The sequence below is a fragment of the Caldimonas taiwanensis NBRC 104434 genome (assembly GCF_001592165.1).
GTDB lineage: Bacteria > Pseudomonadota > Gammaproteobacteria > Burkholderiales > Burkholderiaceae_C > Caldimonas > Caldimonas manganoxidans.
This window is the reverse complement of record NZ_BCWK01000010.1, coordinates 19,595-44,386: the sequence shown is the minus strand read 5'-3', so window position 1 is coordinate 44,386 and position 24,792 is coordinate 19,595. Positions and strand designations below refer to the sequence as shown.

At 66.3% G+C, this 24,792-nt stretch carries 24 protein-coding genes and 1 tRNA gene; 13 read left to right on the top strand and 12 right to left on the bottom strand.

Going from position 1 to position 24,792, the window contains the following annotated elements:
- Positions 1-30 precede the first annotated feature (30 nt).
- Complete coding sequence (gene yaaA / locus CTA01S_RS10165) at positions 31-807, bottom strand: peroxide stress protein YaaA (protein ID WP_019559512.1); 777 nt, start codon at positions 805-807, stop codon at positions 31-33.
- A 194-nt stretch (positions 808-1,001) separates the two neighbouring features.
- On the opposite strand from yaaA, the gene CTA01S_RS10160 reads away from it, so the two are divergent.
- Positions 1,002-1,817: a pseudouridine synthase gene (locus tag CTA01S_RS10160; protein ID WP_062195187.1), complete on the top strand. Its 816-nt coding sequence runs from the start codon at positions 1,002-1,004 to the stop codon at positions 1,815-1,817.
- On the opposite strand, the gene CTA01S_RS10155 is transcribed toward CTA01S_RS10160, so the two are convergent.
- On the bottom strand, positions 1,781-2,635 hold the full coding sequence (locus CTA01S_RS10155) for an alpha/beta hydrolase (RefSeq protein WP_062195184.1): 855 nt from the start codon (positions 2,633-2,635) through the stop codon (positions 1,781-1,783). The genes CTA01S_RS10160 and CTA01S_RS10155 overlap by 37 nt on opposite strands.
- An 86-nt stretch (positions 2,636-2,721) precedes the next feature.
- Between CTA01S_RS10155 and CTA01S_RS10150 the strand changes: the two genes are divergently transcribed.
- Both CTA01S_RS10150 and CTA01S_RS10145 read left to right on the top strand, forming a co-directional pair.
- Positions 2,722-3,591, top strand: a complete 870-nt coding sequence (locus CTA01S_RS10150; protein ID WP_019559509.1) for an NAD(P)-dependent oxidoreductase — start codon at positions 2,722-2,724, stop codon at positions 3,589-3,591.
- Positions 3,592-3,614: 23 nt separating this feature from the next.
- Positions 3,615-3,690, top strand: a tRNA-Ala gene (locus CTA01S_RS10145).
- A 299-nt stretch (positions 3,691-3,989) separates the two neighbouring features.
- On the opposite strand, the gene CTA01S_RS10140 is transcribed toward CTA01S_RS10145, so the two are convergent.
- From CTA01S_RS10140 to CTA01S_RS10110, 7 genes are all read right to left on the bottom strand, one after another.
- Positions 3,990-5,027: a methyltransferase domain-containing protein gene (locus CTA01S_RS10140; RefSeq protein ID WP_062195181.1), complete on the bottom strand. Its 1,038-nt coding sequence runs from the start codon at positions 5,025-5,027 to the stop codon at positions 3,990-3,992.
- A 144-nt stretch (positions 5,028-5,171) separates the two neighbouring features.
- On the bottom strand, positions 5,172-5,798 hold the full coding sequence (locus CTA01S_RS10135; protein ID WP_062195178.1) for a TIGR04282 family arsenosugar biosynthesis glycosyltransferase: 627 nt from the start codon (positions 5,796-5,798) through the stop codon (positions 5,172-5,174).
- Positions 5,795-6,469: a TIGR04283 family arsenosugar biosynthesis glycosyltransferase gene (locus CTA01S_RS10130; protein ID WP_019562138.1), complete on the bottom strand. Its 675-nt coding sequence runs from the start codon at positions 6,467-6,469 to the stop codon at positions 5,795-5,797. Before CTA01S_RS10130 ends, CTA01S_RS10135 begins: the two co-directional genes overlap by 4 nt.
- Positions 6,466-8,628, bottom strand: a complete 2,163-nt coding sequence (locus tag CTA01S_RS10125) for a dihydrolipoyl dehydrogenase family protein (protein WP_062195174.1) — start codon at positions 8,626-8,628, stop codon at positions 6,466-6,468. Before CTA01S_RS10125 ends, CTA01S_RS10130 begins: the two co-directional genes overlap by 4 nt.
- Positions 8,628-9,632, bottom strand: a complete 1,005-nt coding sequence (gene arsS, locus CTA01S_RS10120; RefSeq protein ID WP_232301041.1) for an arsenosugar biosynthesis radical SAM (seleno)protein ArsS — start codon at positions 9,630-9,632, stop codon at positions 8,628-8,630. The genes CTA01S_RS10125 and arsS overlap by 1 nt, the downstream gene beginning before the upstream one ends.
- 245 nt (positions 9,633-9,877) lie before the next feature.
- Positions 9,878-10,111, bottom strand: coding sequence for a zf-HC2 domain-containing protein (locus CTA01S_RS10115; protein WP_019562141.1), 234 nt, complete (start codon positions 10,109-10,111; stop codon positions 9,878-9,880).
- A complete protein-coding gene (locus tag CTA01S_RS10110; protein WP_062195171.1) occupies positions 10,099-10,725 on the bottom strand; it encodes an RNA polymerase factor sigma-70 in 627 nt (208 codons plus the stop codon). Before CTA01S_RS10110 ends, CTA01S_RS10115 begins: the two co-directional genes overlap by 13 nt.
- Positions 10,726-10,960: 235 nt before the next feature.
- Here CTA01S_RS10110 and mtnP point away from each other — a divergent pair, with 235 nt between their 5' ends.
- The 4 genes from mtnP to CTA01S_RS10090 all read left to right on the top strand — a co-directional run bounded on the left by mtnP (position 10,961) and on the right by CTA01S_RS10090 (position 15,660).
- The gene (gene mtnP / locus CTA01S_RS10105) at positions 10,961-11,827 is read left to right on the top strand and encodes an S-methyl-5'-thioadenosine phosphorylase (protein WP_062195167.1); all 867 of its coding nucleotides are present in this window, start codon (positions 10,961-10,963) and stop codon (positions 11,825-11,827) included.
- A gap of 445 nt (positions 11,828-12,272) precedes the next feature.
- Positions 12,273-13,457 (top strand): DUF5666 domain-containing protein, encoded by a 1,185-nt coding sequence (locus tag CTA01S_RS10100; protein WP_157451343.1) that lies wholly within the window; start codon positions 12,273-12,275, stop codon positions 13,455-13,457.
- A gap of 107 nt (positions 13,458-13,564) precedes the next feature.
- A complete protein-coding gene (locus CTA01S_RS10095) occupies positions 13,565-14,464 on the top strand; it encodes a DUF6502 family protein (protein WP_062195159.1) in 900 nt (299 codons plus the stop codon).
- The gene (locus CTA01S_RS10090) at positions 14,461-15,660 is read left to right on the top strand and encodes a DUF5666 domain-containing protein (RefSeq protein ID WP_062195156.1); all 1,200 of its coding nucleotides are present in this window, start codon (positions 14,461-14,463) and stop codon (positions 15,658-15,660) included. Before CTA01S_RS10095 ends, CTA01S_RS10090 begins: the two co-directional genes overlap by 4 nt.
- A 36-nt stretch (positions 15,661-15,696) precedes the next feature.
- Here CTA01S_RS10090 and speE read toward each other — a convergent pair whose 3' ends face one another.
- Positions 15,697-16,950: a polyamine aminopropyltransferase gene (gene speE, locus CTA01S_RS10085; protein ID WP_026330384.1), complete on the bottom strand. Its 1,254-nt coding sequence runs from the start codon at positions 16,948-16,950 to the stop codon at positions 15,697-15,699.
- A gap of 314 nt (positions 16,951-17,264) precedes the next feature.
- On the opposite strand from speE, the gene CTA01S_RS10080 reads away from it, so the two are divergent.
- Complete coding sequence (locus CTA01S_RS10080) at positions 17,265-17,951, top strand: hypothetical protein (protein WP_062195153.1); 687 nt, start codon at positions 17,265-17,267, stop codon at positions 17,949-17,951.
- Positions 17,952-17,974: 23 nt separating this feature from the next.
- Here the strand turns inward: CTA01S_RS10080 and ahpF are convergent, their stop codons facing one another.
- A complete protein-coding gene (gene ahpF / locus CTA01S_RS10075) occupies positions 17,975-19,549 on the bottom strand; it encodes an alkyl hydroperoxide reductase subunit F (RefSeq protein WP_062195150.1) in 1,575 nt (524 codons plus the stop codon).
- 205 nt (positions 19,550-19,754) lie between these two features.
- On the bottom strand, positions 19,755-20,318 hold the full coding sequence (ahpC, locus tag CTA01S_RS10070; RefSeq protein WP_062195146.1) for an alkyl hydroperoxide reductase subunit C: 564 nt from the start codon (positions 20,316-20,318) through the stop codon (positions 19,755-19,757).
- Between the two features lie 300 nt (positions 20,319-20,618).
- Here ahpC and CTA01S_RS16460 point away from each other — a divergent pair, with 300 nt between their 5' ends.
- The 5 genes from CTA01S_RS16460 to CTA01S_RS10045 all read left to right on the top strand — a co-directional run bounded on the left by CTA01S_RS16460 (position 20,619) and on the right by CTA01S_RS10045 (position 24,774).
- Positions 20,619-21,023 carry a DUF3703 domain-containing protein gene (locus CTA01S_RS16460; RefSeq protein ID WP_084362390.1) on the top strand — a complete coding sequence of 135 codons (405 nt, stop codon included), beginning with the start codon at positions 20,619-20,621 and terminating at the stop codon, positions 21,021-21,023.
- Between the two features lie 407 nt (positions 21,024-21,430).
- A complete protein-coding gene (dinB, locus tag CTA01S_RS10060) occupies positions 21,431-22,648 on the top strand; it encodes a DNA polymerase IV (protein ID WP_062195140.1) in 1,218 nt (405 codons plus the stop codon).
- Between the two features lie 96 nt (positions 22,649-22,744).
- On the top strand, positions 22,745-23,644 hold the full coding sequence (locus CTA01S_RS10055) for a DUF3034 family protein (RefSeq protein WP_062195137.1): 900 nt from the start codon (positions 22,745-22,747) through the stop codon (positions 23,642-23,644).
- A gap of 30 nt (positions 23,645-23,674) precedes the next feature.
- Complete coding sequence (locus CTA01S_RS10050; RefSeq protein WP_062195134.1) at positions 23,675-24,130, top strand: group I truncated hemoglobin; 456 nt, start codon at positions 23,675-23,677, stop codon at positions 24,128-24,130.
- Positions 24,127-24,774 (top strand): cupredoxin domain-containing protein, encoded by a 648-nt coding sequence (locus CTA01S_RS10045; RefSeq protein WP_062195130.1) that lies wholly within the window; start codon positions 24,127-24,129, stop codon positions 24,772-24,774. The genes CTA01S_RS10050 and CTA01S_RS10045 overlap by 4 nt, the downstream gene beginning before the upstream one ends.
- Positions 24,775-24,792 lie beyond the last annotated feature (18 nt).

Genomic DNA, 24,792 nt, shown 5'->3' with positions numbered 1-24,792 from the left:
GCTTACGCGTGGTCCCTGGGCCCGATTGTGCTACGAGGCCACGCGCCGCCGGAAGACCAAGCGATCACGATCGGAGGCCGCTGCGTCATAGGCATAGCCTTCGAGGTCGAAGCCTTGCAACTGCTCGGGCAGGCGCGCGCGGGTTTCGATGGCGTAGCGCGCCATCAGACCACGGGCACGCTTGGCATGGAAACTGATGATCTTCCAGGCGCCGCCCTTCCAGTCTTGGAACACGCAATGCACCACGCGGGCCTTGAGCACGTTGAGATCCACCGCCTTGAAATACTCCTCGGAGGCCAAGTTGACCACCACCGGCGAGGCATCGGCCTTCAGCCGCTCATTGAGGTATTCGGCAATGCGCGGGCCCCAAAAGGCATACAAATCCTTGCCGCGTGAGGTGGCCAAGCGAGTGCCCATTTCCAGGCGGTACGGCTGCATGAGGTCCAGCGGACGCAGCACGCCATACAGACCACTGAGAATGATCAGGTGCTGCTGCGCCCAATCCAGCGCCTGCGCACTCAAGCTGCGGGCCTGCAAGCCCTCGTACACGTCCCCGTCGAAAGCCAGCACGGCCTGCTTGGCATTGGCCTGCGTGAAGCGCTTGGACCAGGCCGCATAGCGGCCCACATTGAGCGTGGCCAGCGCATCGCTGAGCGACATCAACTCGGCGATCTCGGCCGGCGTCTTGCGGCGCAAGACCTCGATCAGCTCGGCGGCTTCGTCCACGAAGATCGGGCGGGTGTGCGCAGTCACATGCGCGGGAGTCTCATAGTCGAGCGTCTTGGCAGGCGACAACAGGAACAGCATCGGGCGAGCGAGAAAGACTTGTGAACGATGAACGCAGCAAGATTACCAGCCTGCACGAGCCGCGCCGATCCGTGTGCGAGCAAGGGCGCTGGTACTGCGTGGACGGCGACCTGAGCTGAACCCCCGGCGCACGGGGCCGGTGCGGCACGCCCTGCAGCCGCTGGTGCCGCCGATGCCGCGGCACAATCGCCCGCATGTCCACCCCGTGCGACACCCCCACCCTGCTGTATCACGACGAGTACCTGGTGGCCATGAACAAGCCGCCCGGACTGCTGGTGCACCGCTCGGCGCTGGCCGCCGAGGCATCGCAATTCGCCTTGCAGTGGCTGCGCCATCACCTGAAGCGAATGGTCTACCCCGTGCACCGGCTCGATCGCGGCACCTCAGGGGTGCTGCTCATGGCCCTGGATCCCGACACCGCCCGCGCCCTGGCCCGGCAATTCGAAGCGCAGCAGGTGCGCAAAACTTATCTCGCGCTGGTGCGCGGCTGGCCTGCGACCTGCGGCGAGGTCGATCACCCGCTGCGACGCCTCGATGAGGCTGCGCCCCGCACAGACCGCGGTCGATCCACCGATGCGCAACCGGCCCTCACCCGCTACCAGCGCCTGGCGCGGCTGGAATGCGCCAGCCCCCTCCCCCCGCATCCGACGGCCCGCTATGCCCTGATGGCCGTGGAGCCGCAGACGGGTCGCCAGCATCAGATCCGCCGCCACTTCAAGCACATCAGCCACCCGCTCATCGGCGATGCCACCTACGGCAAAGGCGACCACAACCGCTGGTGGGCCGCCCGCCTGGGCGTGAGTCGGCTGTGGCTGCACGCGGCCCGCTTGAGGCTGCACCACCCCGTCAGCGGGACACCCTTGACCTTGCAGGCCCCCGCTGGCCCCGCGTGGGCCACCCTGCTGGCCGAGCCCGGCTGGCAGATCGAACACCCCGATGCGCTGCACGAGTTGCTTGGCGGCGCCCTGGCGGCTCACGCCCGACCCAGCATCTCCAGTGCCAGCGCATGAAGGCGCTGGCCCGGCCGGGCCAGCGAGTCCAGTATGTTCAAGTGATGGGCTGCGGCGATGGTCTCGCACACCGGCACCGCACGCCGGCCCCAACGCTGGCGGATCAGGCGATTCTGGCGCAGGAACTCCTCGCTCTCCAAAGCCCCCACGGTGGCCCACAATGGGCTCCCCGGCGGCGGAAAGTACGCCGGGCTCAGGCGTGCCACGTCCTGCGGCCGCAGGCGCAAGTCGGCCTGCAGAAACGGCGTCAGGCGAATCGGCTCCAGGTCGAACACCCCCGAGATCGACAGACCGGCCTTCACCAAGTCGGCCGGCAGGTCGACGGCCACCTGCGGCCAACGGCACGACAGCATCATCGCCGTCAGATGGCCGCCAGCCGAGTGACCGGCCACCACGATGCGATGCGGGTCGCCTCCGTAGGCTGCAATGTGGCGCCAAGTCCACACCAGCGCACGCACCATCTGCCACGTGATGGTCTCGATCGTCACCGCCGGGCACAACCCATAGTTCGGCACCACCACGCATGCTCCGGCCTCCACGAACGCCGGGGCGACGAAGGAATGATCGGCCTTGTCCAAGGCCCGCCACCAGCCGCCATGGATGAACACCAGCACCGGCGCGCCGTGGCGCCGAGGCATGAAAACATCCAGGGTCTCGGCCGCCGAGGCGCCATAGGCCAGGTCCAACACCGGCGCGTAGCGCTCGCGCGCCGACGCGGAATCCTGCGCCCACCGGGCGAAGATCTGCGCATGCTCCGGAATCCGCGCCCGGTTGTTGTACTGCCCCTCGAGCCACTGTGGATCCGGCGGAAAACGCATGCACTTGCTCCTGTGACAGGGACCTGGTGGAGAACTGGCCCACTTTCTATACTGATTGGCTTCCTTGCACCAGAGGACCTGCCGCCATGAACATCACCGTGCTGGGCATCGGCCTCATGGGCCTGCCCATGGCTCAGCGCCTGCGTGAGGCGGGCTTGGCCGTCACGGCCTGGAACCGTACCCTGGAAAAAGCCATGCGCCTGGCCGCCCACGGCGCCCGGGTGGCCCACACCGCGGCGCAGGCCGTGCGCGAGGCCGACATCGTCATCACCATGCTCGAAAACGGCGACGCGGTCGAGGCGGTGCTCTTCGGTCAGGGCGTGGCCCAGGTGCTCAAGCCCGGCACCTTGGTCATCGACATGAGCTCCATCAAGCCGGCCCAGGCGCGCGACCACGCCCGCCGGATCACCGAGCGCGGCTGCGCCTACCTCGATGCGCCCGTCTCCGGCGGCACGGTCGGCGCACAGGCAGGCACCCTGGCCATCATGGTCGGCGGTCATGAAGCCGACTTCCAACGGGCTCAACCCGTCTTTACCCCACTGGGACGCGCCACCCACGTCGGCCCCCATGGCGCCGGGCAACTGGCCAAGCTGGCCAATCAAATGATCGTGGGCATCACCATCGGTGCGGTCAGCGAGGCCCTGCTGCTGGCCGCCCGTGGCGGCGCCGACATGGCCAAAGTGCGCGAGGCCATCCGTGGCGGCTTCGCCGAGAGCCGTATCCTCGAGGTGCACGGCCAGCGCATGATCGAACGAGACTTCGCCAAGCGTGCGGCCATGAGCGTGCAGCTCAAAGACCTGCGCAATGCCCTGGACACCGCCAGCGCGCTGGACTTTCAAGCGCCCATCACCGAACTCTTTGCAAGGCTGTACGCCGACGGCGTGGACCATGGTCTGTCCGAATATGACCACTCCGCCCTGTTCGTCGAACTCGCCCGTCGCAACGGCATGAAATGATCTGCTAGAATCTTGGGCTCATCGGGCCGATAGCTCAGCTGGGAGAGCGCTGCGTTCGCAATGCAGAGGTCGGGAGTTCGATCCTCCTTCGGTCCACCACGATTCCACGCCCAACCGCCCTCGGTTGGGCGTTTTCATTCGCGGGTTGCGCCACACCACGCAACGGCTTCGCAGGAGCACGTCACACGCGCAGGCTGTCTTTCGTGGGCATGACATGCGCGTGCGTCTCTTGGTGAACTCTCCCGAGTCGCCCCGCGTCGGCCGGTTTCTCGGTCTCCGTGCCCGCCAATTGTCTTTGTCTGTTTCGGCCCAAGGCACCTTCGCTGCCGCCCCCGCATGGCAAAAGTCGGCTCCGCGCCGCGCACGGCTTCAGCCGCGGCAGCCTATCTTCCCCGTGTTCAGCAGCATGCAGCCCCAGCACCGCCGGTGGCCTGATCGAACGGCAGCCCGCCGCCGCAGCCGGGGAACAACCCGTAATGGCGCGAAAAATCTCCAATGAAGCTGAAATGCGGCGCGAAGCGGGTGTCGTGCAGCATCCGCCAGGTGTTGCCACAGACCGGGAATACGCGCCCGGTCTCGATGTCGTGATGCTTGTCGAGCGTGAAGCGGTCGGGGCAATGCGGGATGCTGCCACGATAGATCACGGCCTGGCCATAGTCCTCGCAGGCACTGTCCAGACCATCGAGCTTGAAGAGGCGATAGGTGGCCGAGAAGAAGCGCACGGAGCCGATCCTGCCAGCCAGCGCGGGGTCGGTGATCGTCAGCGGCCGGTCGCTGACGAGACGCGGGTCGGCGAAGCCCGCGTCCTTGGCCAGCGTCAAAAAGTCGTTCCAGTACAGCGCCCCGCCCAGGCATTCGCCATAGAGCACGGGGTCGCTCTGCACCGCCGCAGGGACGCGCCGGTCGGCATAGACATCTGAGAAATAAAACTCGCCTCCCGGCTTGAGCAAGTGTTGGACACCGGCCAGCACGGCCGGTTTGTCCGGTGAGAGATTCACCACGCAATTGGAGACGATGACGTCGAAACTGCCGGGCTGCAAATCGAGCGCATCGAGCCGTTCGATGTAGCCCTTGACGAAGCGCACATTGGCATGACCGAAGCGCTCGGCATGCCAGGTACGGTGCTGCTCGGCCACCACGAGCTGCTCATCGGTCATGTCAACGCCGATGACCTCGCCGTCTGGGCCGACCAGTTGCGCCAGCAGATAGACATCGCGCCCAGCGCCGCAGCCCAGATCCAGCACGCGACAGCCGTCCAACAGCGGCGGACAGACCAGCCCGCAGCCGCAATAGCGCGCCTGCACCTCGGGATGGACGTTGGAAAGCAAAGGCTTGAGCCACGATGGCACTTGGCTCGCGTCACAGCAGGCGCTGGTCTTCAGGTCACCCGAATGCTGAAGTTGCTTGCCGTAATAGTCTTGGACGAGTTCATGCATGGCGTAGGTGCTCCGGCTTGAAGTGGTTGGCCCGTGGGTGCATTCGGTCGCGCCGGCCCGGCACTTTCTTACAGCGGCGTGCGCGGCACCGTGCGTTCGTGCACGCGGCCGGACCGTGCCGACGGTACATGCCACGACGCTTCATCATGCCCCCTGCCACCACGCCACGGGCAACGCGTCCAGTTGTTCGGGTTCATCGATATCGGTCAGCGCCGGCCGCTCCGCCCAGCGCCACCCCAGCGCCGCCATACGCTCGCGCGTGTAGGCCGCCACCACGGGCGTGCTCCATGGCATGTCGCAGAACAGCGAAGGATGAGGACGCCTCAGGCCCAAGGCCACATAACCGCCATCGGTGCTGGGCACGAGCACGGCCTCGTGGCTGGCCAGGGCTTGCGCGGCTTCACGCAGGGCCACGGCATCGAGCGCTGGGCAGTCGGTGCCCATGAGCAGCAGGGGCTGTCCGGATGCCGCGACGCGCTGCGCCGCGCGGGCCAGACGCACCCCCAAATCCCCGTCGCCTTGGTCTTGCCACGTCACCTGCCGCGCCAGCGCGCAGGGCAGCACACCGCACCAGGCAGGGTCTTGCGGGCTGGGGCTGGCACACAACTCGACCTCGCCAATGTCGGCAGCCAGGGCTTGCTCGAGCGCGTGCACGAGCATGCGTTGCGCCAAGCGCGCCGCGCCAACGGCACCCAGCGCCGGCATCAGCCGTGTCTTGACCCGGCCTGGCTGCGGGGCCTTGGCAAACACGGTCACACGCAGCCTGCTCATCGGTAAGCCCGGGCCAGCGCTTCGGGGCTGGCGCCAAAGAAGTAGCGCGCGCGCAGCCACCACATCAGCACGATGGTGCGCCACACGCCACGCTGTTCCCAGCGTCGGCCGGAGGTGGTGGCTTTGGCTCGCACACACGCCGGGGCCGACAGCGCTTTGAGCCGGCGCGACAGTTCGATGTCCTCCATCAAGGCCTGCTGCGGATAGCCGCCAACCCGTTCGAAGGCCGTACGGGTGACGAAAATGGCTTGATCGCCGGTGGCGATGCCGCTCAGGCGTGAACGCAGGTTCATGCACCAGGCCACCACTGGCAACCAGCGGCTGTGGCCTTCGATGCGCACGTCGAAACGCCCCCAGACGCAGCGCCCTGACGACAAGGCCTGCTCGATGGCGGTGGTCGCCCGGGCAGGCAGACGGGTGTCTGCGTGCAGAAACAAGAGCACTTCGCCGCGGGCTTGCGCCGCGCCTGCGTTCATCTGCATGGCGCGCCCACGTGCGGCCTCCAGCACGACCAAGCCGGCGGCTCGTGCCAAGGCGGCCGAGCCATCGTGGCTGCCACCATCGACCAAGATCACCTCGTGCCCTTGCCGCAACAACCCCTGCAGCTGTTCGAGCAAGGCGGGCAACTGCTCTGCCTCGTTGAGCATCGGGACGATGACCGACAGCCTCATGCGGCCCCCCGCATCCAGTCGTGATAGCGCGCCACCCAGGTCAGCAGCCGCTGCGGCGCATGCGCGCGCTTCCAAACGCCAGCAGCATACTTGTTGGCCTCGGCCCAGGTGGGATAGGGATGGATCGTGGACAGGATGTCGTTCAATCCCAAGCCATGCTTCATGGCCAGCACGAACTCGGCCAGCAGCTCGCCGGCATGCGCCCCGACGATCGTCACCCCCAGGATCCGGTCCTTGCCGGGAACCGTCAGCACCTTGATGAACCCCTCGGCACAACCCTCGGCGATGGCTCGGTCCAGGTCGTCCAATCCGTAGCGGGTGAGCTCATAGGCCATGCCGCGCTCGCGGGCTTCTCGTTCGTTGCACCCGACGCGCGCCACCTCGGGATCGACGAACGTGACCTGCGGAATCAATGAGGCGTCCACTGAGAATTTCTTGAAGCGGCCCAACAACGCGTTGACCGTCGCGTACCAGGCCTGATGGGCCGCGGCGTGAGTGAACTGGTGAGGGCCGACCACATCGCCGGCCGCATAGATGTTCGGATACAGCGTCTCCAGATACGCGTTGGTCACGATGGTGCGGCGCGTTTCAATGCCCAACGCTTCCAAGCCGTAGCCCTGAAGACGCGGCTGGCGTCCTACGGCGACGAGGAGCTCGTCGAACGGCAGCACCCGTTCCCCACACGGGCCTTGCACGATCAAACACTTCTGCCCGTCGCGACGCTCGCAACGCAGGGCCTGGTGGCCGGTGAGCACTTCCACCCCCTCGGCTTGCAGCCGCTCGCGCACGAAGGCACCGACATCCTCGTCCTCACGCACCAGCAGGCGCGGGGCCATCTCCACTTGCACCACGCCAGCGCCCAGCCGTGCAAAGGCCTGCGCCAGTTCGCAGCCAATCGGCCCACCACCCAGCACCACCAAGCGCTGTGGCGGCGCTTGGCGCTGTGCAAAGCGTGCCCATAGCGTGTCGGAGGTGACATAGCCCACCTCCTCGAGCCCAGGCAGTGGCGGCACGAAGGGATGCGCTCCGGTGGCCAGCACGATGGCGCGCGTCGTCAGGCGTTCTTGCCGACCTTGCGGCGTGGTGATCTCCACCGTCCAGGGATCGACCAGTCGCGCATGGCCCTGGCGCACATCCACCCCGAGCGAGGTATAGCGCTCGATGCTGTCGTGCGGCGCAATGCGGCCAATCACCTCATGCACCCGTTGCATGACGGCCCCAAAATGGACATGCGGCTCGCTGGCCGTCAGTCCATCACGATGGGCCTGCCGCATCCGGTGCGCCAGCTTGGCCGAAGCGATCAATGCCTTGCTGGGCACGCACCCGTAGTTCAGGCAGTCCCCGCCCATCTTGTGGGCTTCGATCAGCGTCACCTTGGCCCTGAGTGCCGCAGCGATGTAGGCACTGACCAGACCCGCCGCCCCGGCCCCGATCACGACGAGGTTGCGATCGAAGCACGCCGGACGGCTCCAGCGTGCATACAGCCGCCGCCGCTTGACGATGTGGACCACGCCGCGCGCCACCCACGGGAAGATCCCCAGCAAGGCAAAAGACCCCAGCACGGCGGGCGACACAATGCTCGAGAGGCTGTCCAACTGCGCCAGTTGGGTGCCCGCGTTGACATAGACCACCGTGCCGGCCAGCATGCCAAGCTGGCTGACCCAATAGAACGTGCGCGCGGGCATCGCGGTCAAACCCATCAACAAGTTGATGAGAAAAAACGGAACCACGGGCACCAGCCGCAACGTGAAGAGGAACAGCGCGCCGTCGCGCTGGATCCCCGCATCGATGGCCGCAAGACGCGCGCCATAGCGGCGTTGCACCACATCGCGCAGCACATAGCGCGATACCCAAAAGGCCAGCAGCGCGCCTAGACTGGAGGCGAACGAGACGATCAGGCTACCCTGGATCAGCCCGAACAGAGCGCCGGCAGCCAGCGTCAACACGGCCGCACCAGGCAAGGACAAGGCCGCAACCCCCACGTACAGCGCGAAGAAGCCCGCGGCCGCCAGCCAGGGATGCTCTTGGCGCCACTGCACCCAGTCGGCCAGTCGTGCTTGCAGTGCGGCCAGGCTGAGGTGTTGCGGGCCATCGAAGGCCAAGAACCCAGCCACGGCAAATAGCAGCAGCGCGAGGACCGCTCGTCGTCCCCGGCTCATCACGCCCCCTCTCCAAGCGCTCCGCCGCAGCTGCTGCCTTGCCCGGCGGTGCAGCCGAAGCAGTGATCGGCCACCGTGATCGGCTGGCCGGCGAGGTCCTCGCGCAGCAGATCGCGCAGATGCGCGTGTGTCCGCCGGCCGCCCCTCAGCGGCAGGCGCAATTGTTGGTTGAAGTCGCAGTCGTACAGCTGGCCCTGCCAATCCACGCTCACCAAGGTGCGGCACATGACGGCGTCGAGGTTTTCTGGGCGGTGGTGGGCCTTGAGCAGCTGCATGTACGGCGAGAACTGGCCTTTGGAGATCAACCACGACCCAAAGCGGTTGATCGGCATGTTCGCCAGCGCATACAGCCGATTGAAGACGATGCCAAAGTGCTCGGCCAGCTCGCGCTTGTAGGCCGCTTCGAGCTGGGCCTGCTCAGGAGGCAGGCTCGGGCCTTGGGGGTTGTAGACCAGGTTGAGCACCAAACCGCTGTGCGGGTGCCCATAGCCCATGGCATTGAGCGCTTGCAATGCCGCGATGCTCTTGTCGAACACGCCTTGGCCGCGCTGTCGGTCCACATTGTCGGCGCTGTAACACGGCAGTGAGGCCACCACCTCCACCTGGTGATCGGCCAGGAACTCGGCCAAGCCCTCCTGCCCTGGCTCGAACAGAATGGTCAGGTTACAGCGGTCGATCACGCGCACGCCCAGCGCCCGCGCCGCGGCCACCAAATGCCGAAAGCCCGGGTGCAGCTCGGGCGCGCCACCGGTCAGATCCAGCACCTCGATGCGCCGCTTCTCCAGCACCTCGAGGACCAGCGCCAGCGTCTCGTCGCCCATCATCTCCTTGCGGGTCGGCCCGGCATTGACATGACAGTGCACGCAGGACTGATTGCAGCGATAACCGAGATTGACTTGCAAAGTGGTCAGCGCGCTGCGGGTCAGGGCAGGAAAGTCGGTGGCCGCAAGCAAAGGCAAGGTGGCGTGCATCAAACACTCCTCGATGAAAGTCCGCCGCAACATGCGGCAGGATCGATCCAACCCCTCTGTCGCCAAGGCGGCCGGATTTCTTACACCCCCATCCTCGCGCCTGGACACGTCTGGCCGTCGGTGCCCCCCTCACGCGAGCCGGCCACTGCGCGGGGCGAAGGCGACGGCCTCTTTGACGCCACACGTCCCCCGGCGGCCCGCAGCCTCCGGCCAGCGTCGGCCACACGGCCATGACCGCCGTCGGTCCGCACCGAAGCCGCTGGCAACGACGGCGATCGTCAAGCCGAGGTGGGAGGCCGCCCACCATCGTCGGGCGACGCAGCCCGCTCGTCCTGCCCTTGTGCATAAGCGCGAGCAAGCCGACGCAGCACCCCCATCTGCGTCTGAAAATGGCGGCAGCCGCTGCACATCATCACGTGCACTTTCAGTGGCAGCCTCTCGGTGAAGGCCAGCTCACGCTCTTGCGCTTCGGACATCAGGCGCGTGGCCTGCACACAAGTCAACAGGTGCATGGCTTGCGCTCCACGAACCAACGATGTTCCAGGCAATCACGCAGCCGCAGGCGGGCGCGGTGCAACATCACGTTCAGGTAAGTGACCGTGATCCCGACGGCAGCGCAAATCTCGGCCGACTCCAGTTCCAGAAATTCACGCATCATGAACACCCGCGCCTGCTTGGCCGGCAAATGGGTCAGACAAGCCTCGAACACGCGCCAGAACTGCGCATCGTGCACCGCGCCTTCCGGGTCGGCCCAGCGCTGCGGGCGCTCGTCGGCCTGCCAGAAGCCACGCCGATCGAACAAGGCGTCGACATCATCGTCCTCGGCGACCAAAGCGCTTGCGTTCACGCTGCGCTGCCGGCGGCGCAGCTCATCGGCAATCTTGTTCTTCAGAATCGCAAACACCCAGGTCTTGAACGCAGCACGGCCGGCAAAGGCATGGACGTTCTTCATCGCACCGATCAAAGCCTCTTGCACGGCATCCTCCGCGGCATGCGCATCGGACAGTTGCAGCGCGGCAAAGTGCAGCATCTGGCAGCGCAGCTCCTCCAGAAACCGGCCGTCGAACAGCGCGGCACTGGGCCCATTGGCTTGTTCGACTGCACCGGAGCGCGCCTCATCGCTCATGGTCTGCTTCCCTTCATTGTTCTTGCCCGCCCACACCGTCGCGGCCCACACCCTAGGGTACCAGGTCGTCCGGCGCCCCACACCGCCTCATGGGCCCGGCGGCGCAGGCGCTGGCCCCCTCGGCAACCCGCCGGACTCCACCTCACCGACGCTGGCAGCCACAAACGTGTAATCCTGGCACCACGCTGCGCGACCAACGCAGCGATACCTGTTGCACCCTCATCGGAGACCCCCCATGCACACAGCACTCATCGGCATCATCGGCGGCAGCGGCTTGTACCACATGCAGGGGCTGGAAAACCCGCGGGAGATCCACCTCGACACGCCGTTTGGCTCACCGTCCGATGCCATCGTCACCGCCTCGGTCCAGGGCATCGGCGTGGCCTTTCTGGCCCGCCATGGTCGTGGCCATCGACTGCTGCCCAGCGAAGTGCCTTACCGCGCCCACATTTATGCCCTCAAGCAATTGGGCGTGCGCTACGTGCTGTCGTTCTCGGCGGTGGGCTCACTCAAGGAAGACATTGCGCCGCTGGACCTGGTGCTGCCCGACCAGTTCATCGACCTGACCAAGCAGCGCCCCAGCAGTTTCTTCGGGCAAGGCGCGGTGGCCCATGTCTCGATGGCACAGCCGGTATGTCCCGTCGTGGCCGATGTCCTGGCACAGGCAGTGGCCCAAGTCCAGAACGATGGAACGCCACGGCTGCACCGGGGTGGCACCTACGTCTGCATCGAGGGACCGCAGTTTTCCAGTCTGGCCGAATCCCATTGGTACCGCAGCATGGGCGGCAGTGTGATCGGGATGACCAACATGCCCGAGGCCAAACTCGCGCGCGAGGCGCAGATCGCCTACGCCACGCTGGCCATGGTCACTGACTATGATTGCTGGCACCCGCGCGAAGCCCATGTCACTGCCGACATGGCCATGGCCAACCTGATGAAGAACGCCGAACGAGCCCAGCGCATCGCCATGGCCGCCATCGGCCTGCTGGGCCGCAGTCAGCCGGATTCTCCGGCGCACCATGCGCTGGCCCAGGCGCTGGTCACCCCCGTCGAGGCCATGGCCCCCGACGTGCGCGAACGCTTGGCCGCCGTGCTTCGATGAGCCGGGCATTCATCGGGTCTGCATCACCTGTCTCGGCCCGCCCGGGGCTCCCTGTGGGCTGTCGTCGGCCCAGACGGTCCGCCATCGCCCGGCGGGTTGGCCGCCGCAACGAACACTGACCGGGCTGGCCAGCCCCGTGGCCGGGTGACGCAGCGCACCGCCCGCACCATCCAAGACCCCCACCGCACCGCACCGCTCAGGGCCCGCGCCTGCAGAGGGCCCGACGGCGTGAGCGCCGCCTCGGCTGAACACATCGATCCATAGCCCCCGCCCTTCCCCGGCCCAGCCCACGGGACGCCCCCCTGCACGGCTGCGCTGACCCCGCGGTGCAAGGTTTGTTCACAAAAAACCTCTTGAAATGTGCACAATGCACATTTATGCTCCTTTCCATGACCTTTCCCCGGGGTGTGCCCGGTTCTTTGATGCCCAGTTGAAGGAGACTTCCATGTCCATGGCTCGGTCCAAACGCTGGCTGCCCCCCTTGGGCAGCGCCCTGGTGGCTGCCTCGGCCCTACTGACGGCCTGTGGAGGCGGCGGCACGGGCACGGAGGCGGCGGCCACGTCCTACACCCAAGGCCAGATCACCGGCTACGGCTCCATCGTCGTCAACGGCGTGCGCTTCGACGACCGCAGCGCCATCGTGCTGGACGACGATGACCACGTGGGGCGCCGTGCCGACCTGAAGATCGGCATGTGGGTGGAAATCGAAGGCGACGATGTCGACCGCGACCGGGGAACGGGCCGGGCCCTGCGGGTGCGCTGGGCCAATGAATTCGTCGGCCCGGTGAGCTCGGTGGACCTGGCTTCGAGCACGTTCGTGCTGTTTGGCCAGACCATCGAAGTGCGGCCTCAAACCCAGTTCGAAGACCTGCCGCAAGGGCTGGGCAGCCTCAGCGCAGGCGATGTCGTAGAGGTGCATGGCTACTTCAATGCCGCCACCGGCCGTTACGTGGCCACCCGCATCGAAGCCGAAGACGACGCCCCGCTGTACAAGCTGCGCGGCATCGTCAGTGACCTGGACACCACGGCCCGCACCTTCCGGCTGGGCAGCGAGGTCATCGACTACAGCAACGTCTCGGACCTGCCCACCCAGCTGGCCAACGGCCTGCGGGTGCGCGTGAAGCTGCGCACCACGAAGAATGCGGCCGACCAATGGGTGGCTGTCAGCATCAAGCATGGAGTGCGCCGCCCTTCGCTGGATCGGGTGGAGTCCGAAATCGAAGGGGTGGTGGACACCTGCGCTTCGAGCACGTCCTTCAGCGTCAACGGCATCTCCGTCGATGCCAGCACGGCCGTCTTCCGCGATGGCTGGGTCACCTGCGGCGACGAGGTGGAAGTCAAAGGCCGGGTCCAAGACGGCGTGATGCAGGCTGCGGTGGTCAAGAAGGAAGACCATGACGATGCCATGCGCCATGAACTGCACGGCACGGTCGTCTCGGTGAACACCGAGGCCGAAACCTTCGTGCTGCGCCACGAGGTGCATGGCGACATCACGGTCTCTTTCGACCACCTCTTGCGCTTCGACGGCGGTACGCTGGCCGATCTGGTCCCTGGCGCCAAAGTCGAGGTGCGTGGCCGCCTGATGCTCGGCGGCACGCTGCAAGCCGCGCGCGTGGAATTCGAAAACTGAGCCAAGACTGACGCACCGGTCGCAGCGTCCGGCCACGCACGCAGGGCGGGGGGGCTCCAAGGCCCCCCGCCCATTTGCCGCAGAATTTCGGCTGCGCGCGAGCTCACATGACCTCCGATCCCTCCGCCCCGACGCCCCCAACGCCCGAGCAACAAGCCTTGCTGCAGGCGCTATCGGCCGTGCTGGAGCCCCTGGCCCGGCTCGCGGTGGGCCGGGGACTGCCCTATGCCGCCTTCGAGGAACTGGCCAAATCGGCCTTCGTGCGAGCCGCGCATGCCGCCCACCCGGACCTGCCGGAACATCGACGCGTCAGTCGCATCAGCACCAGCACCGGCCTGTCACGTCGGGAAATCACCCGCATCGTGCAAACCCCGGAACGACCGCCTGCGCCCCGCTCGCATGCCAGCGAGGTGTTCGCGCGCTGGATGAGCGACCCGCAGTACCGAGACGCTTCGGGCCACCCGCTGACATTGCCTCGCCAGGGCCAAGCGCCCAGCTTCGAATCACTGGCCCAGTCGGTCACCCGAGATGTGCATCCGCGCAGTCTGCTGGAAGAACTGGTGCGCTTGGGCCTGGCCGTGCTGGACGAGCCCACGGACACCGTGCGCCTGCATCGCGAAGCTTTCGTGCCCCGCGGCGACCTCGCACGGATGCTGCATTTCCTGGGAGACAACGTGGGCGACCATCTCAGCGGCGCGGTGGCCAACGTACAAGGCAACGGCTCACGGCATTTCGACCAAGCCTTGTTCGCCGAGGGACTGTCAGACGCCTCGATGCACGCATTTCGTGAGCTGGTGCAAACCCAATGGCACAGCCTGCGCCAAGCCCTGGTGCCCGCGCTGCAGGCCCTGCTCGATGCCGACCAAAGCGCTGGCCGCAGCGGCACCCACCGCGTGCGCATCGGCCTGTACAGCTACGACGCGGTGCAGCCGCTGGCGCCTCCACCCGTCCCTGAGAAACCCAAACGACCGCGCGGCCGTCCGCGCAAGAGCATGGAGAACCCATGACCGCCCTCATTTCCCCCACCACCGGCATCTCACGCTGGTGCTTGGCCACATGGGCCTTCCTCGGCCTGTCGATGCTGTTGGTCTCCTGCGGTGGCGGCGGCGTCGGTGAAGGCGGCACCGGCTCCTTCGCCTCGGGGCCGATTTCCGGCTTCGGTTCGGTGCACGTGGGCGGAATCCGCTTCGACGACAGCCGCATCGCCGCGGTGGCCGTAGAAGATGAACCCGCCGCCGTGCCGCTGAGGGCACTGCGGCCGGGCATGGTGGTGGCCATCGAGGCCGGCGAGATTCGCACCGATGCCGCCGGCGTGCGGCGCGCCATGGCACGACGCATCACCCTGGCGGGGTCTTTGCGCGGTCCGGTGACCGATGTGGAATGGCCCGCCAGACGACTGCGCGTGCTGGGCTTGCCGGTGCGCTTCAATGCGGCCACCATGTTCGACGATCAACTGCGCGAGCAGATCCGCGAATCAGGCCAGATCCTGCACCAAGTCGTGGAGGTCTGGGGCCATGTCGACCGCTCCGGCAGCGTGCCGCAGTTCGTTGCCACCTACGTGGCCGCAGCACACGGGGCCTCCACATACAAGGCCCGCGGCTTCGTGCGCGAGGTGCGCGGCGCACTCGTGCGGCTTGGCGATCAGTGGTTCGACTTCTCCGCCGTCAGCGGCCGCCCTGCCGAGGGCGACTTCGTGGGGCTGCGCGTGCAGCCCGGCAACAGCCCCCCAGCATGGACCGTGCAGTCCTGGACGCGCATCGACCGCTCGGACTTCATCGACGGCCACCGGCTCAAGATCGAGGGCCTGGTCACGACGCTGGTCGATGAGCGCCACTTCCGTGTCGACGGCATCCCGGTCGTGGCCGAGCAGGCGGTCGCCGGTGTGGCCGAGGGCCGCTATGTCGAGGTCGAAGGCACCTGGCAGGCCGGTGCCCTGCGCGCAGCCCAGATCGAGCTGAAAACAGAAGACCAGCTTGAAGAACGCCCCAGCGAGTGGGAAGGCCGGGCCTTGGAGGTCGACAGGACACAGCGTCGCTTCACGCTGACCACCACCGGTGGCCAGAGCGTGTCCGTCAGCTACAACGACCTCACCGTGTTCGAGGGCGGCAGCGCCGACAACCTGATCGACGGCGCGCAAGTCGAAGTCAAGGGAGAACTGCGCGACGGCGTCCTGTTGGCCCGGGAGATCGAGTTCGACGACTGAAGGCCCCCGGGCCCGGGGCGGCGGCCGGTGCGGGGCTCAGCCCTGCACCAGTTCGCGATAGTAGTTGGGCAGCGCAAACAATGCGCGATGCACCTCGCCGTTGTAGTAACGCAACCCGGCAATGCCCCGTTCGGCCAGGCGGCGCTCGACCTCGGCGGGTTCCAACGCGGCCGGATCCAGCGTATCGGAAGCGCAGGCCATGCCCCAATACGTGCCATACAAGGGCACATACAGCCCAAACGGCCGCACGATGCCAAACACACTGCGCAGCGCCGCCATGAGCTGACGCACACGCTCGGGCGTGAAAATCGGCGAGCTGATGTGCAAAGTGATGGCCCCGCCCGGACGCAACAGCTGCCGAACCTGGGCAAAGAACTCCCGCGTGTAAAGCTGCTGAGCCGGCGTGTCCGGGTCGGTCAAATCCAACACCACCACATCGAAACGATCACCATCGCTGCGCGAAGCCTGCTCGGCCACATAGGCCGCGCCATCACCAATGCGCAACTCCAGGCGGGGATCGTCCAGCGATCCATGGTGGATGGAAGGCAGATACTTGCGCGCCATGTCCACCACATCGCCATCCAGCTCGGCCAGCACCAGCCGCTGCACGCTGGGATGCTTGAACATCTCCTCGGCCGAGCCACCGTCACCGCCTCCGACCACCAGCACCGTGCGCGGCTGCTCATGCGCAATGGCCGCCACGTGCACCATCGGCTCGTGATAGAAGAACTCGTCGCGCTCGGAGGTCATGTAGCGCCCATCCAGGCGCAGCAGGCGCCCCCATTGCGGCGTCTCGAAGACTTCGAGCTGCTGATAACGAGTGCGCATCGTCTCCAAACGACGCGTCGCTTTGAAACCAAAGGCGCTGTGATCGTTGAGCCACTCCAGCAGCAGCTCATCTGACTGGCTTTGCGGATCTCGCGAGCCACGCAAAATGCGATTGGTGATGCATTGCTGCGGCGCGAAGGTCGCCATCAAATCGTTCAGCAAACGCTCGGCCTTGGCGGAATTGTCCGTCGAGAAATTGCACACATACACATCCAAGGTCACGCCCGCGCGCTCGGGCCAAGTGTGCAAGGCCAAGTGCGACTCGGCCAGCAAGACCGCGCCGGTCACCCCGCCGGGCTGTCCCTGCCATTCCGGAAAGGTGTGATATTTCTCATCGACGAGTGTCAACCCACTCGCTTGCACGGCACGACGACACATGTCGGCCAAAGCCACGGCATCGGTCATCAACGCCGTCTCACACCGGCATCCATACAAATCAGCGGTGAGGTGCAATCCCTGCATACGAGACCCCCTAGTCCTCGGCTTTCTTGGCTTCATCGCCCCGCACCGCCGCACTGGTCTTCACGCGACGGCACGGAATCCTGGAAAGGTGGTGGTGCGCTCGCGGCACCAAAAAACGTCAGATTTTAGCAACTCCGAGCCGCCGTTCCCATCCATCGTCGCTGTAGCCGGCCACACAGGCCGCTCGACCCGCCTCCGCACAGCGTCTGTCGCATCTGCTTGCCATCGGCACATCGTGTTGCAATCACAGCGGCTCGGGGCGCTACTGTGCAGGGTTTGCTGTTCCACCGATGACTCCACCTCGACCCTGACCCATGACGGGACGCATCAAACCCGTGGTCTTCGACCCCTATGGCCGGCGCCGCTCACGGCGCTTTCCCGCCTGGCTCGGTTGGCTGCTCAGCGGCGCAGCGCTGGGCGTCGCCGGCGTGCTGTATGTGCAGGCCGAACATCTGCCTGCGCGCTTGAGCGCGAGTGAATCACAGGCCTTGCGCGCGGCCCATGACGCGGCCCAAGCCGAACGCCAGCGCCTGAGCCGCGCATTGGAAGAAACCACGCTGCGCCTGCAGACGGCCGAAGCCGAGCGGCAAAAGCTCGCGCTGGAGCTGGCCGCGGCACGCGACACCCTGGCTCGGCAGCGCGACGACCTGCAGGCCCTGGCAGACACGCTGCCGCCCGATCCGCGCGGCTCCACCGTGGCCGTGCGCGCAGCGCGCTTGCGCGCCTCACCGGGGCGCCTGACCTACGATCTCGTGCTCACGCGCCAGAGCAGCCCGCGCCCGCTCCAAGCCACGCTGCAATTCATCGTGGCCGGTGCGGATGCGCGAGGCAGCGAAAGCCGACACAGCCTGGAGCCCCTGCCCGTGACCCTGAATCGCGTCGACAGCTTGCGCGGCCAGGTCAACCTGCCCGAAGGCTTCGCCGCCCGCCAGGCCACGGTGCGCATCACCGACCGCAGCAGCGGCCAATTGCTGGGCATGCGCGTGCTCCACGTGCGTTGAGCCGCGCTCAGCCCGCCCTGCCTTCAGGCCGGCGCCGAGGTGCGGATCAGATGATCGAAGGCACTGAGGGCCGCCTTGGCCCCTTCACCGCTGGCGATGATGATCTGCTTGTAAGGCACCGTGGTCGCATCGCCGGCAGCAAAAATCCCTTCGGCGCTGGTGTGGCAGCGCTCGTCGATGATGATCTCGCCATAGCGCGACAACTCGATGCCCGAGCCCCGCAGAAACTCGGTGTTGGGCACCAGACCGATCTGCACGAACACGCCCGCCAACTCCAAGCGATGCTCCGCACCGCTGAGGCGGTCCTTGAAAGTCAAGCCCGTGACCTTTTGACCATCGCCCGTGATCTCGGTGGTCTGCGCATTGGTGTAGATCGTCACATTGGGCAGGCTTTTGAGTTTGTTGACCAGCACCGCATCGGCCTTCAGTTGATCGGCAAACTCGATGAGCGTGACATGCTGCACCACGCCGGCCAAATCGATGGCGGCCTCCACGCCCGAGTTGCCCCCACCGATGACGGCCACCTTCTTGCCCTTGAACAAGGGGCCGTCGCAGTGCGGGCAATAGGCCACGCCACGCGTCTTGTACTCCTCCTCGCCTGGCACGTTCACCTGCCGCCAACGCGCCCCTGGCGCCAGAATCACCGTTCGGCTCTTCAACTCGACGCCATTGGCCAAACGCACCGTGGCCCATCCCCCTGGCGTTGCCGCCGGCTCCACGGCCTGGACCGTTTGCAAGCTCATCACATCCACGTCATAAGCGCGCATGTGCTGCTCCAGCGCGGCGGCAAACTTCGGCCCCTCGGTGTAGGGCACCGAGATGAAGTTTTCGATGCCCAGGGTATCCATCGTCTGCCCCCCCAGACGCTCGGCCACCAGACCCGTGCGAATCCCCTTGCGCGCCGCATACACCGCCGCGGCCGCGCCGGCTGGGCCGCCGCCGACGATCAACACATCGAAAGGCGCCTTGTCGGCCAGCTTGGCCGCCTGACGCGAGGCGGCCCCTTGGTCGATCTTGGCCAAGATCTCCGCCAGCTCCATGCGGCCCGAGGCAAACTTCTCGCCATTGAGAAACACCATCGGCACGGCCATGATCTGGCGGTCCTGCACTTCCTGCTGGAACAAGCCGCCATCGATGGCCACGTGACGGATGCGCGGATTGAGCACCGCCATCAGATTCAGCGCCTGCACCACGTCAGGACAGTTGTGGCAGGTCAGGCTCATCCAAGTCTCGAACACCAGCTCCGTGTCAGGCTGCAACGCCCGAATCTGCTCGATCAGCTCGGCCTCCACCTTGGGCGGATGCCCACCGGCTTGCAGCAAGGCCAGCACCAGGGAGGTGAATTCATGACCCATGGGCACGGCGGCAAAACGCACGCCCATGTCCTGCCCCTCGCGCGTGATCTGGAAAGACGGTCGGCGCGCGTCCTGCCCATCCAGGCGCAGCCGGATCTTGTCCGACAAAGCCGCCACCTCTTCCAGCAACTCGCGCATCTCACCCGACTCCGGGCGATCGTCCAGCGATGCGATCAACTCGATCGGATGCTGCAAGCGCTCCAGATAGGATTTGAGCTGGGTTTGAAGATTGGCGTCGAGCATGGTGAATTCCTTCTAGGACGATGTCCATTCGGGGACGGACACGATGCCTGCGACCCCGCCGACAGCGCCGCACACGCGATCGCGGCGCTCTCGGCGACATCTGGCTTTTCAGGCAAAGACGAGCCCGGGGCGGGCCTGCGGCCCACCCGATGCAAACACCAGACCGGCATGCCGCCGGCCTGGCCTCACGGCATGAACGAAAGGCTTAGATCTTGCCGACCAGGTCCAGCGACGGGGTCAGCGTCTTGGCGCCGGCTTGCCACTTGGCCGGGCACACTTGGCCGGGGTTGGCCGCCACATACTGAGCCGCCTGCAGCTTGCGCAGCGTCTCCTTCACATCACGCGCGATCGCGTTGTCGTGGATCTCGGCCGTCTTGATCACACCCTCAGGGTTGACGATGAAGGTGCCACGCAGCGCCAAGCCTTCTTCTTCGATGTGCACCCCGAAAGCGCGGGTCAGCGTGTGGGTCGGGTCGCCCACCAGCGGGAACTTGGCCTTGCCCACGGCCGGGCTGGTCTCGTGCCACACCTTGTGCGAGAAGTGCGTGTCGGTCGTGATGACATACACCTCGGCACCCAGCGACTTGAAGGTGTCATAGTGCTCGGCCGCATCCTCCACCTCCGTCGGGCAGTTGAAAGTGAAGGCCGCCGGCATGAAGATCAGCACAGACCACTTGCCCTTCAGCGACTGCTCGGTCACCTCGATGAACTTGCCGTTGTGGAAAGCTTGCGCCTTGAACGGCGGCACTTGCGTATTGATCAGGGCCATGTATGTGCTCCTTGAGAGTGATGAAAGAAAACGCCGGGCCCAGAAGAACCCGGCCAGACCAGGGATAACCCTTATCTTAGTTGCACCGCAGCATTGCTTCGATGCAATTCATCAATGCTATCAATTGAGCGCAATTATCGGCCCCTGCCAGCGCACCTGCATCCGGCACCTCGCGGCGCCCGAGGGCAGACAGCGCGCCGCTGAAGACGCCGCGCGCCCACACAACAGCCCCTACCCCTTGACCCTGGAGCGGCTGCAGACTTTTCAATCGGGAGAGATCGGTTCACAGCGAGCACGACCATGTCTGCACCGCCCGTCGCACTCCCCCCTTTCCACCCCGATGTATTCCAACGGCTGCTCCAACTCTCGTCCCAGGCCCACGCACGAACCCCCGAACGGCAGTGGCAATACCTGGAGGCGGCCCATGTGTATGGTCAAAGCCGCTATGTGCCACACCTCAAGACCCACGCCCGCATGCTGAGTCTGGCGTGGCAGACACGCGATTGGCCAGAACTGGCCGGCCAGCTCTTGCGGTTGGCCCTGGTCACCCCGGGCCACGTGCTCAAACGCCTGCCACGAGGCAACCCCGGCCGCGCCAACGTCAGCGCCTTCCGGGCCCTTCCCGTCCGCCAGGACTTGCACGACACCATTGTGGCCGTCGCGCGCCAACTGGGACACCGAACACAGCCGTCGCGGCCGAGGTGAACCTTCGAGCCACAGTCGTCCACTGCGACCCAGCCGCCCGTCGGATCGGTCCGCTCCCCAGACGCAGCCTCTGGATATGCGGACCGTCCGCCCATCACTTTGCTGCTGCGTTCTTAACGCGAACCGAATGCGGCCGTTCCATACATTCTGGAACGATTAACCGCCGCCACCAGCAATTGAGTCTGTCCGTTCGGCAAGGGATACGCCACAGCAATATCGACGCGGTGAGGCCCTACCCACCCTTAAAATCGACGCGGCAGCTATATCAATGGTGGCAGCACCTCCGCGCCCTGCATGACAGCCTGGGCATGGATGGCAGGCAAGCACCGCTGGTGGGCCCAGGTGCTCTACGGCACCGGCAAGCCTCCTGCCTCGGCTACGCTTGGCCTGCCGTATCCGCCCTCCCCATGCCACGCTACATCGCTCACCTGGACATGGACGCGTTCTATGCGTCGGTGGAGCTGCTGCGCTACCCCGAGCTGCGTGGGCGTCCGGTGGTGATTGGTGGCGGGCGGCGGCACCAGCCCAAGGTGGGGGCCGACGGCACGCGGCGGTTTGCCCTGTTGCGCGACTATGTGGGGCGCGGGGTGATCACCACGGCCACCTACGAGGCGCGGGCGTTGGGCGTGCATTCGGGCATGGGGCTGATGAAGGCCGCCGCGCTGGCGCCGGATGCCGTGCTGCTGCCTACCGACTTCGACGCCTACCGTCATTACTCGCGCCTGTTCAAGGCCGCGGTGGCCGAGATAGCGCCAGTGATCGAGGATCGCGGCATCGACGAGATTTATATCGATCTCACCGATGTGCCCGGCGCCCAGGAGGTCGTGGGCCATGACCCGATGGGCGGCGTGCGCGCAGTGGCACTGGCCATCAAGAACAACGTCAAGCAAGCCACGGGGCTGAGTTGTTCGATCGGGGTGGCACCCAACAAGCTGCTGGCGAAGCTGTGTTCAGACTTGGACAAGCCCGATGGGCTGACTTTGCTGCGAGCCGAGGAGCTGACCACGCGGCTGTGGCCACTGCCGGCCAAGCGCATCCATGGCATCGGGCCGAAGACGAGCGAGAAGCTGCTGGCGCTGGGCATCCGCACCATTGGTGAGCTGGCCGCGGCCGATCCGGCCTGGCTGGCGCAGCACTTCGGTCCGCGCCATGGCGCCTGGCTGCATGAGGCCGCACACGGGCGCGACGAGCGGCCGGTGGTGACGCACAGCGAGCCCGTGAGCATGAGCCGGGAGACCACGTTCGAGCGCGACCTGCATGCGCGGCACGACCGTGAGCTGCTGGGCCGCATCTTCACGCGACTGTGCCAGCAGGTGGCCGACGACTTGGCCCGCAAGGGCTATGTGGGCCGCACGATCGGCATCAAGTTGCGCTTCGATGACTTCAAGACCGTCACGCGCGACCACACGCTGGAGCAGTACACCGCCGACGCCCAGGTCATCCGCCACGCGGCCGGGCAGTGCCTGAAGCGGGTGGATCTGCAACGCCGTCTGCGCTTGTTGGGAGTGCGGGTGGGCTCGCTGCGCAAGGCGGGCCCCCTACCCCCGATCACCGCCCCCCAGGTGCAAGCGCTCAGACCGGCCTCTACCCTGCCGCTGTTCGGCGACCCCGACGACGGGGTTTGAAGCTGCGCCACGGGGGCGTGCATCCGGTTTGCAGGCGGATGCGTATCAGCGCAGCACCAGTGCCGCACGGGGCGGCACTTCCAGCAGGAGACCCGGATGAAGAAACTCGTTTGTCGTTGTTGGGCGGCCGCCGCCGTGCTGGCGCCGGCGCTGGCCTGGGCGCAAGCCCCCGCCGATTCCCCCACCGTCGCTGGCCGGCAAGGCAAGCTGCTGCTGACCGGCGGGGTGAGCAGCATCGACGGCGCGGCCGGCGGTGGCCTCACGCCTTGGGCCGTGATCGCTGGGCCAGGCACGCAAGGCCAATGGGGCGTCACGGCCCATCTCTCACGCCTGAAGACGCAGGACTATGGACTGACCACTTACGGCGCGGCGCTGGGGTGGGATGACCGTTGGGAAGTCTCGCTGGCGCGCCAGAACTTCGACGCTGGCGTGGTGGTGCCTGGCACGACGCTCAAACTGGACATTGCCGGGCTGAAATTGCGCGTGGCCGGCGAGGCCATCCTGGATGCCGATACGTGGATGCCGCAGGTGGCCGTGGGCCTGGAATACAAGCACCTGGAGCCCGGGGCGGCCGTGGGCGGGGTGCTCGATGCGGTAGGGGCCAAGCGCCATGGGGTCGATGCGTATGTGAGTGCCACCAAGCTGTTTCTGGCCCAAGGCGTGCTGGTCAATGGCACGCTGCGCGCCACGCGGGCCAACCAGAATGGCCTGCTGGGTTTCGGCAGCGCCGAGCATCACCACTATCGATTCCGCCCGGAAGTGTCGGTGGCCTGGCTGCTGCGCCGTGACCTGGCGGTGGGCGCCGAGTACCGCGCCAAGCCGAACAACCTGGCCTTCGCCGGCAGCGCCTTCCGGGAAGACGCCTGGCGCGATGTGTTCATGGTCTGGGCGCCAAGCAAGCACGCTTCGTTCACCTTGGCCTATGTGGAACTGGGCCATGTGGTGGGCCAGAACAACCAGCGCGGAGCGTATGCCTCGCTGCAATTGGCTTACTGATTCCACGAATGCCGTTGGAAAGGATGCTCGATGAAGTTCCTGTTGTGCTGCGCGGCCTGGGTGGCCGCGGTGACTGTCTCCCCCACGACCATGGCGCAAACGGCCAGCTCTGCCGCCGCAACGGCCGACGCCAGCCTGTACCACGCGCTGGGCGGCCAGGCCGGTCTGGCGCGTTTGGTGGATCGCTTTTGGGATGAGTTGAAGGCTGATGCCCGCATGGCGCCGTTTTTTGCCAACGTCAACCCCGTTCCATTCAAGCAGCGCCTGGCCGAACAGTTGTGTGAGGTCTCGGGCGGGCCGTGTGTCTACCGTGGTGCCGACATGAAGACCGCCCACAGTGGCATCGACGTGACACGCGCGGACTTCAACGCGCTGGTGGAGGTGCTGCAGCGTGCGATGGATGCCCAGGACATCGGCTTTCGGGTGCAGAACCGACTGCTGGCACGCCTGGCGCCGATGCATCGTGACGTGGTGAACGTGCGATGAGCCGATCGGCCTTGCTTTCCTGGCCTACCGCATTGGCGCTGGCCTTGGGCGTGGGCGGCGCAGCCGGTGCTGCAACGCTGCGCGTGACGGTGACCGACCGCCAGGGCGAGCCGGCGGCCAATGTCGCGGTGGTGGTGCTGCCAGACCGCCCGGTGGCACACCCGGCGGCGTCCCCCATCACGACGGTGGTGACGCAGGAACGAATGCAATTCGTGCCGATGGTGACGATGGTGCGCCCAGGCAGCACGGTGCGCTTCACCAACCGCGACAGCTTCGATCACCATGTGCGAGGGCTGGGGCCAGCCCACAGTTTCGAGCTGCGTGTCAATGCACGAGCGGCACCGGGCGAGCCCGTGCCGGAGGTCACGCTCACCCACCCCGGGCCGCTGAGCCTGTCATGCCATTTGCACTCGACGATGCGTGGCGGGCTGTATGTGAGCGAATCGCCTTGGTTCGGCGTGACCGATGAGCAAGGACGGGTCGAGATCACGGCGCTGCCGGCCGGGCCCTATCGGGTGAAGCTGTGGCACCCGGAGCAGTTCCTCGACCAGACCGACACCGCCGCTGAAGTCCCGGCCGAGGCCACCACGCTCACGCACGCGGCCCGACTCAATTTCACACCACGCAAGCGCCGCACGCGCTAGGCACGCATGCGGATGGCT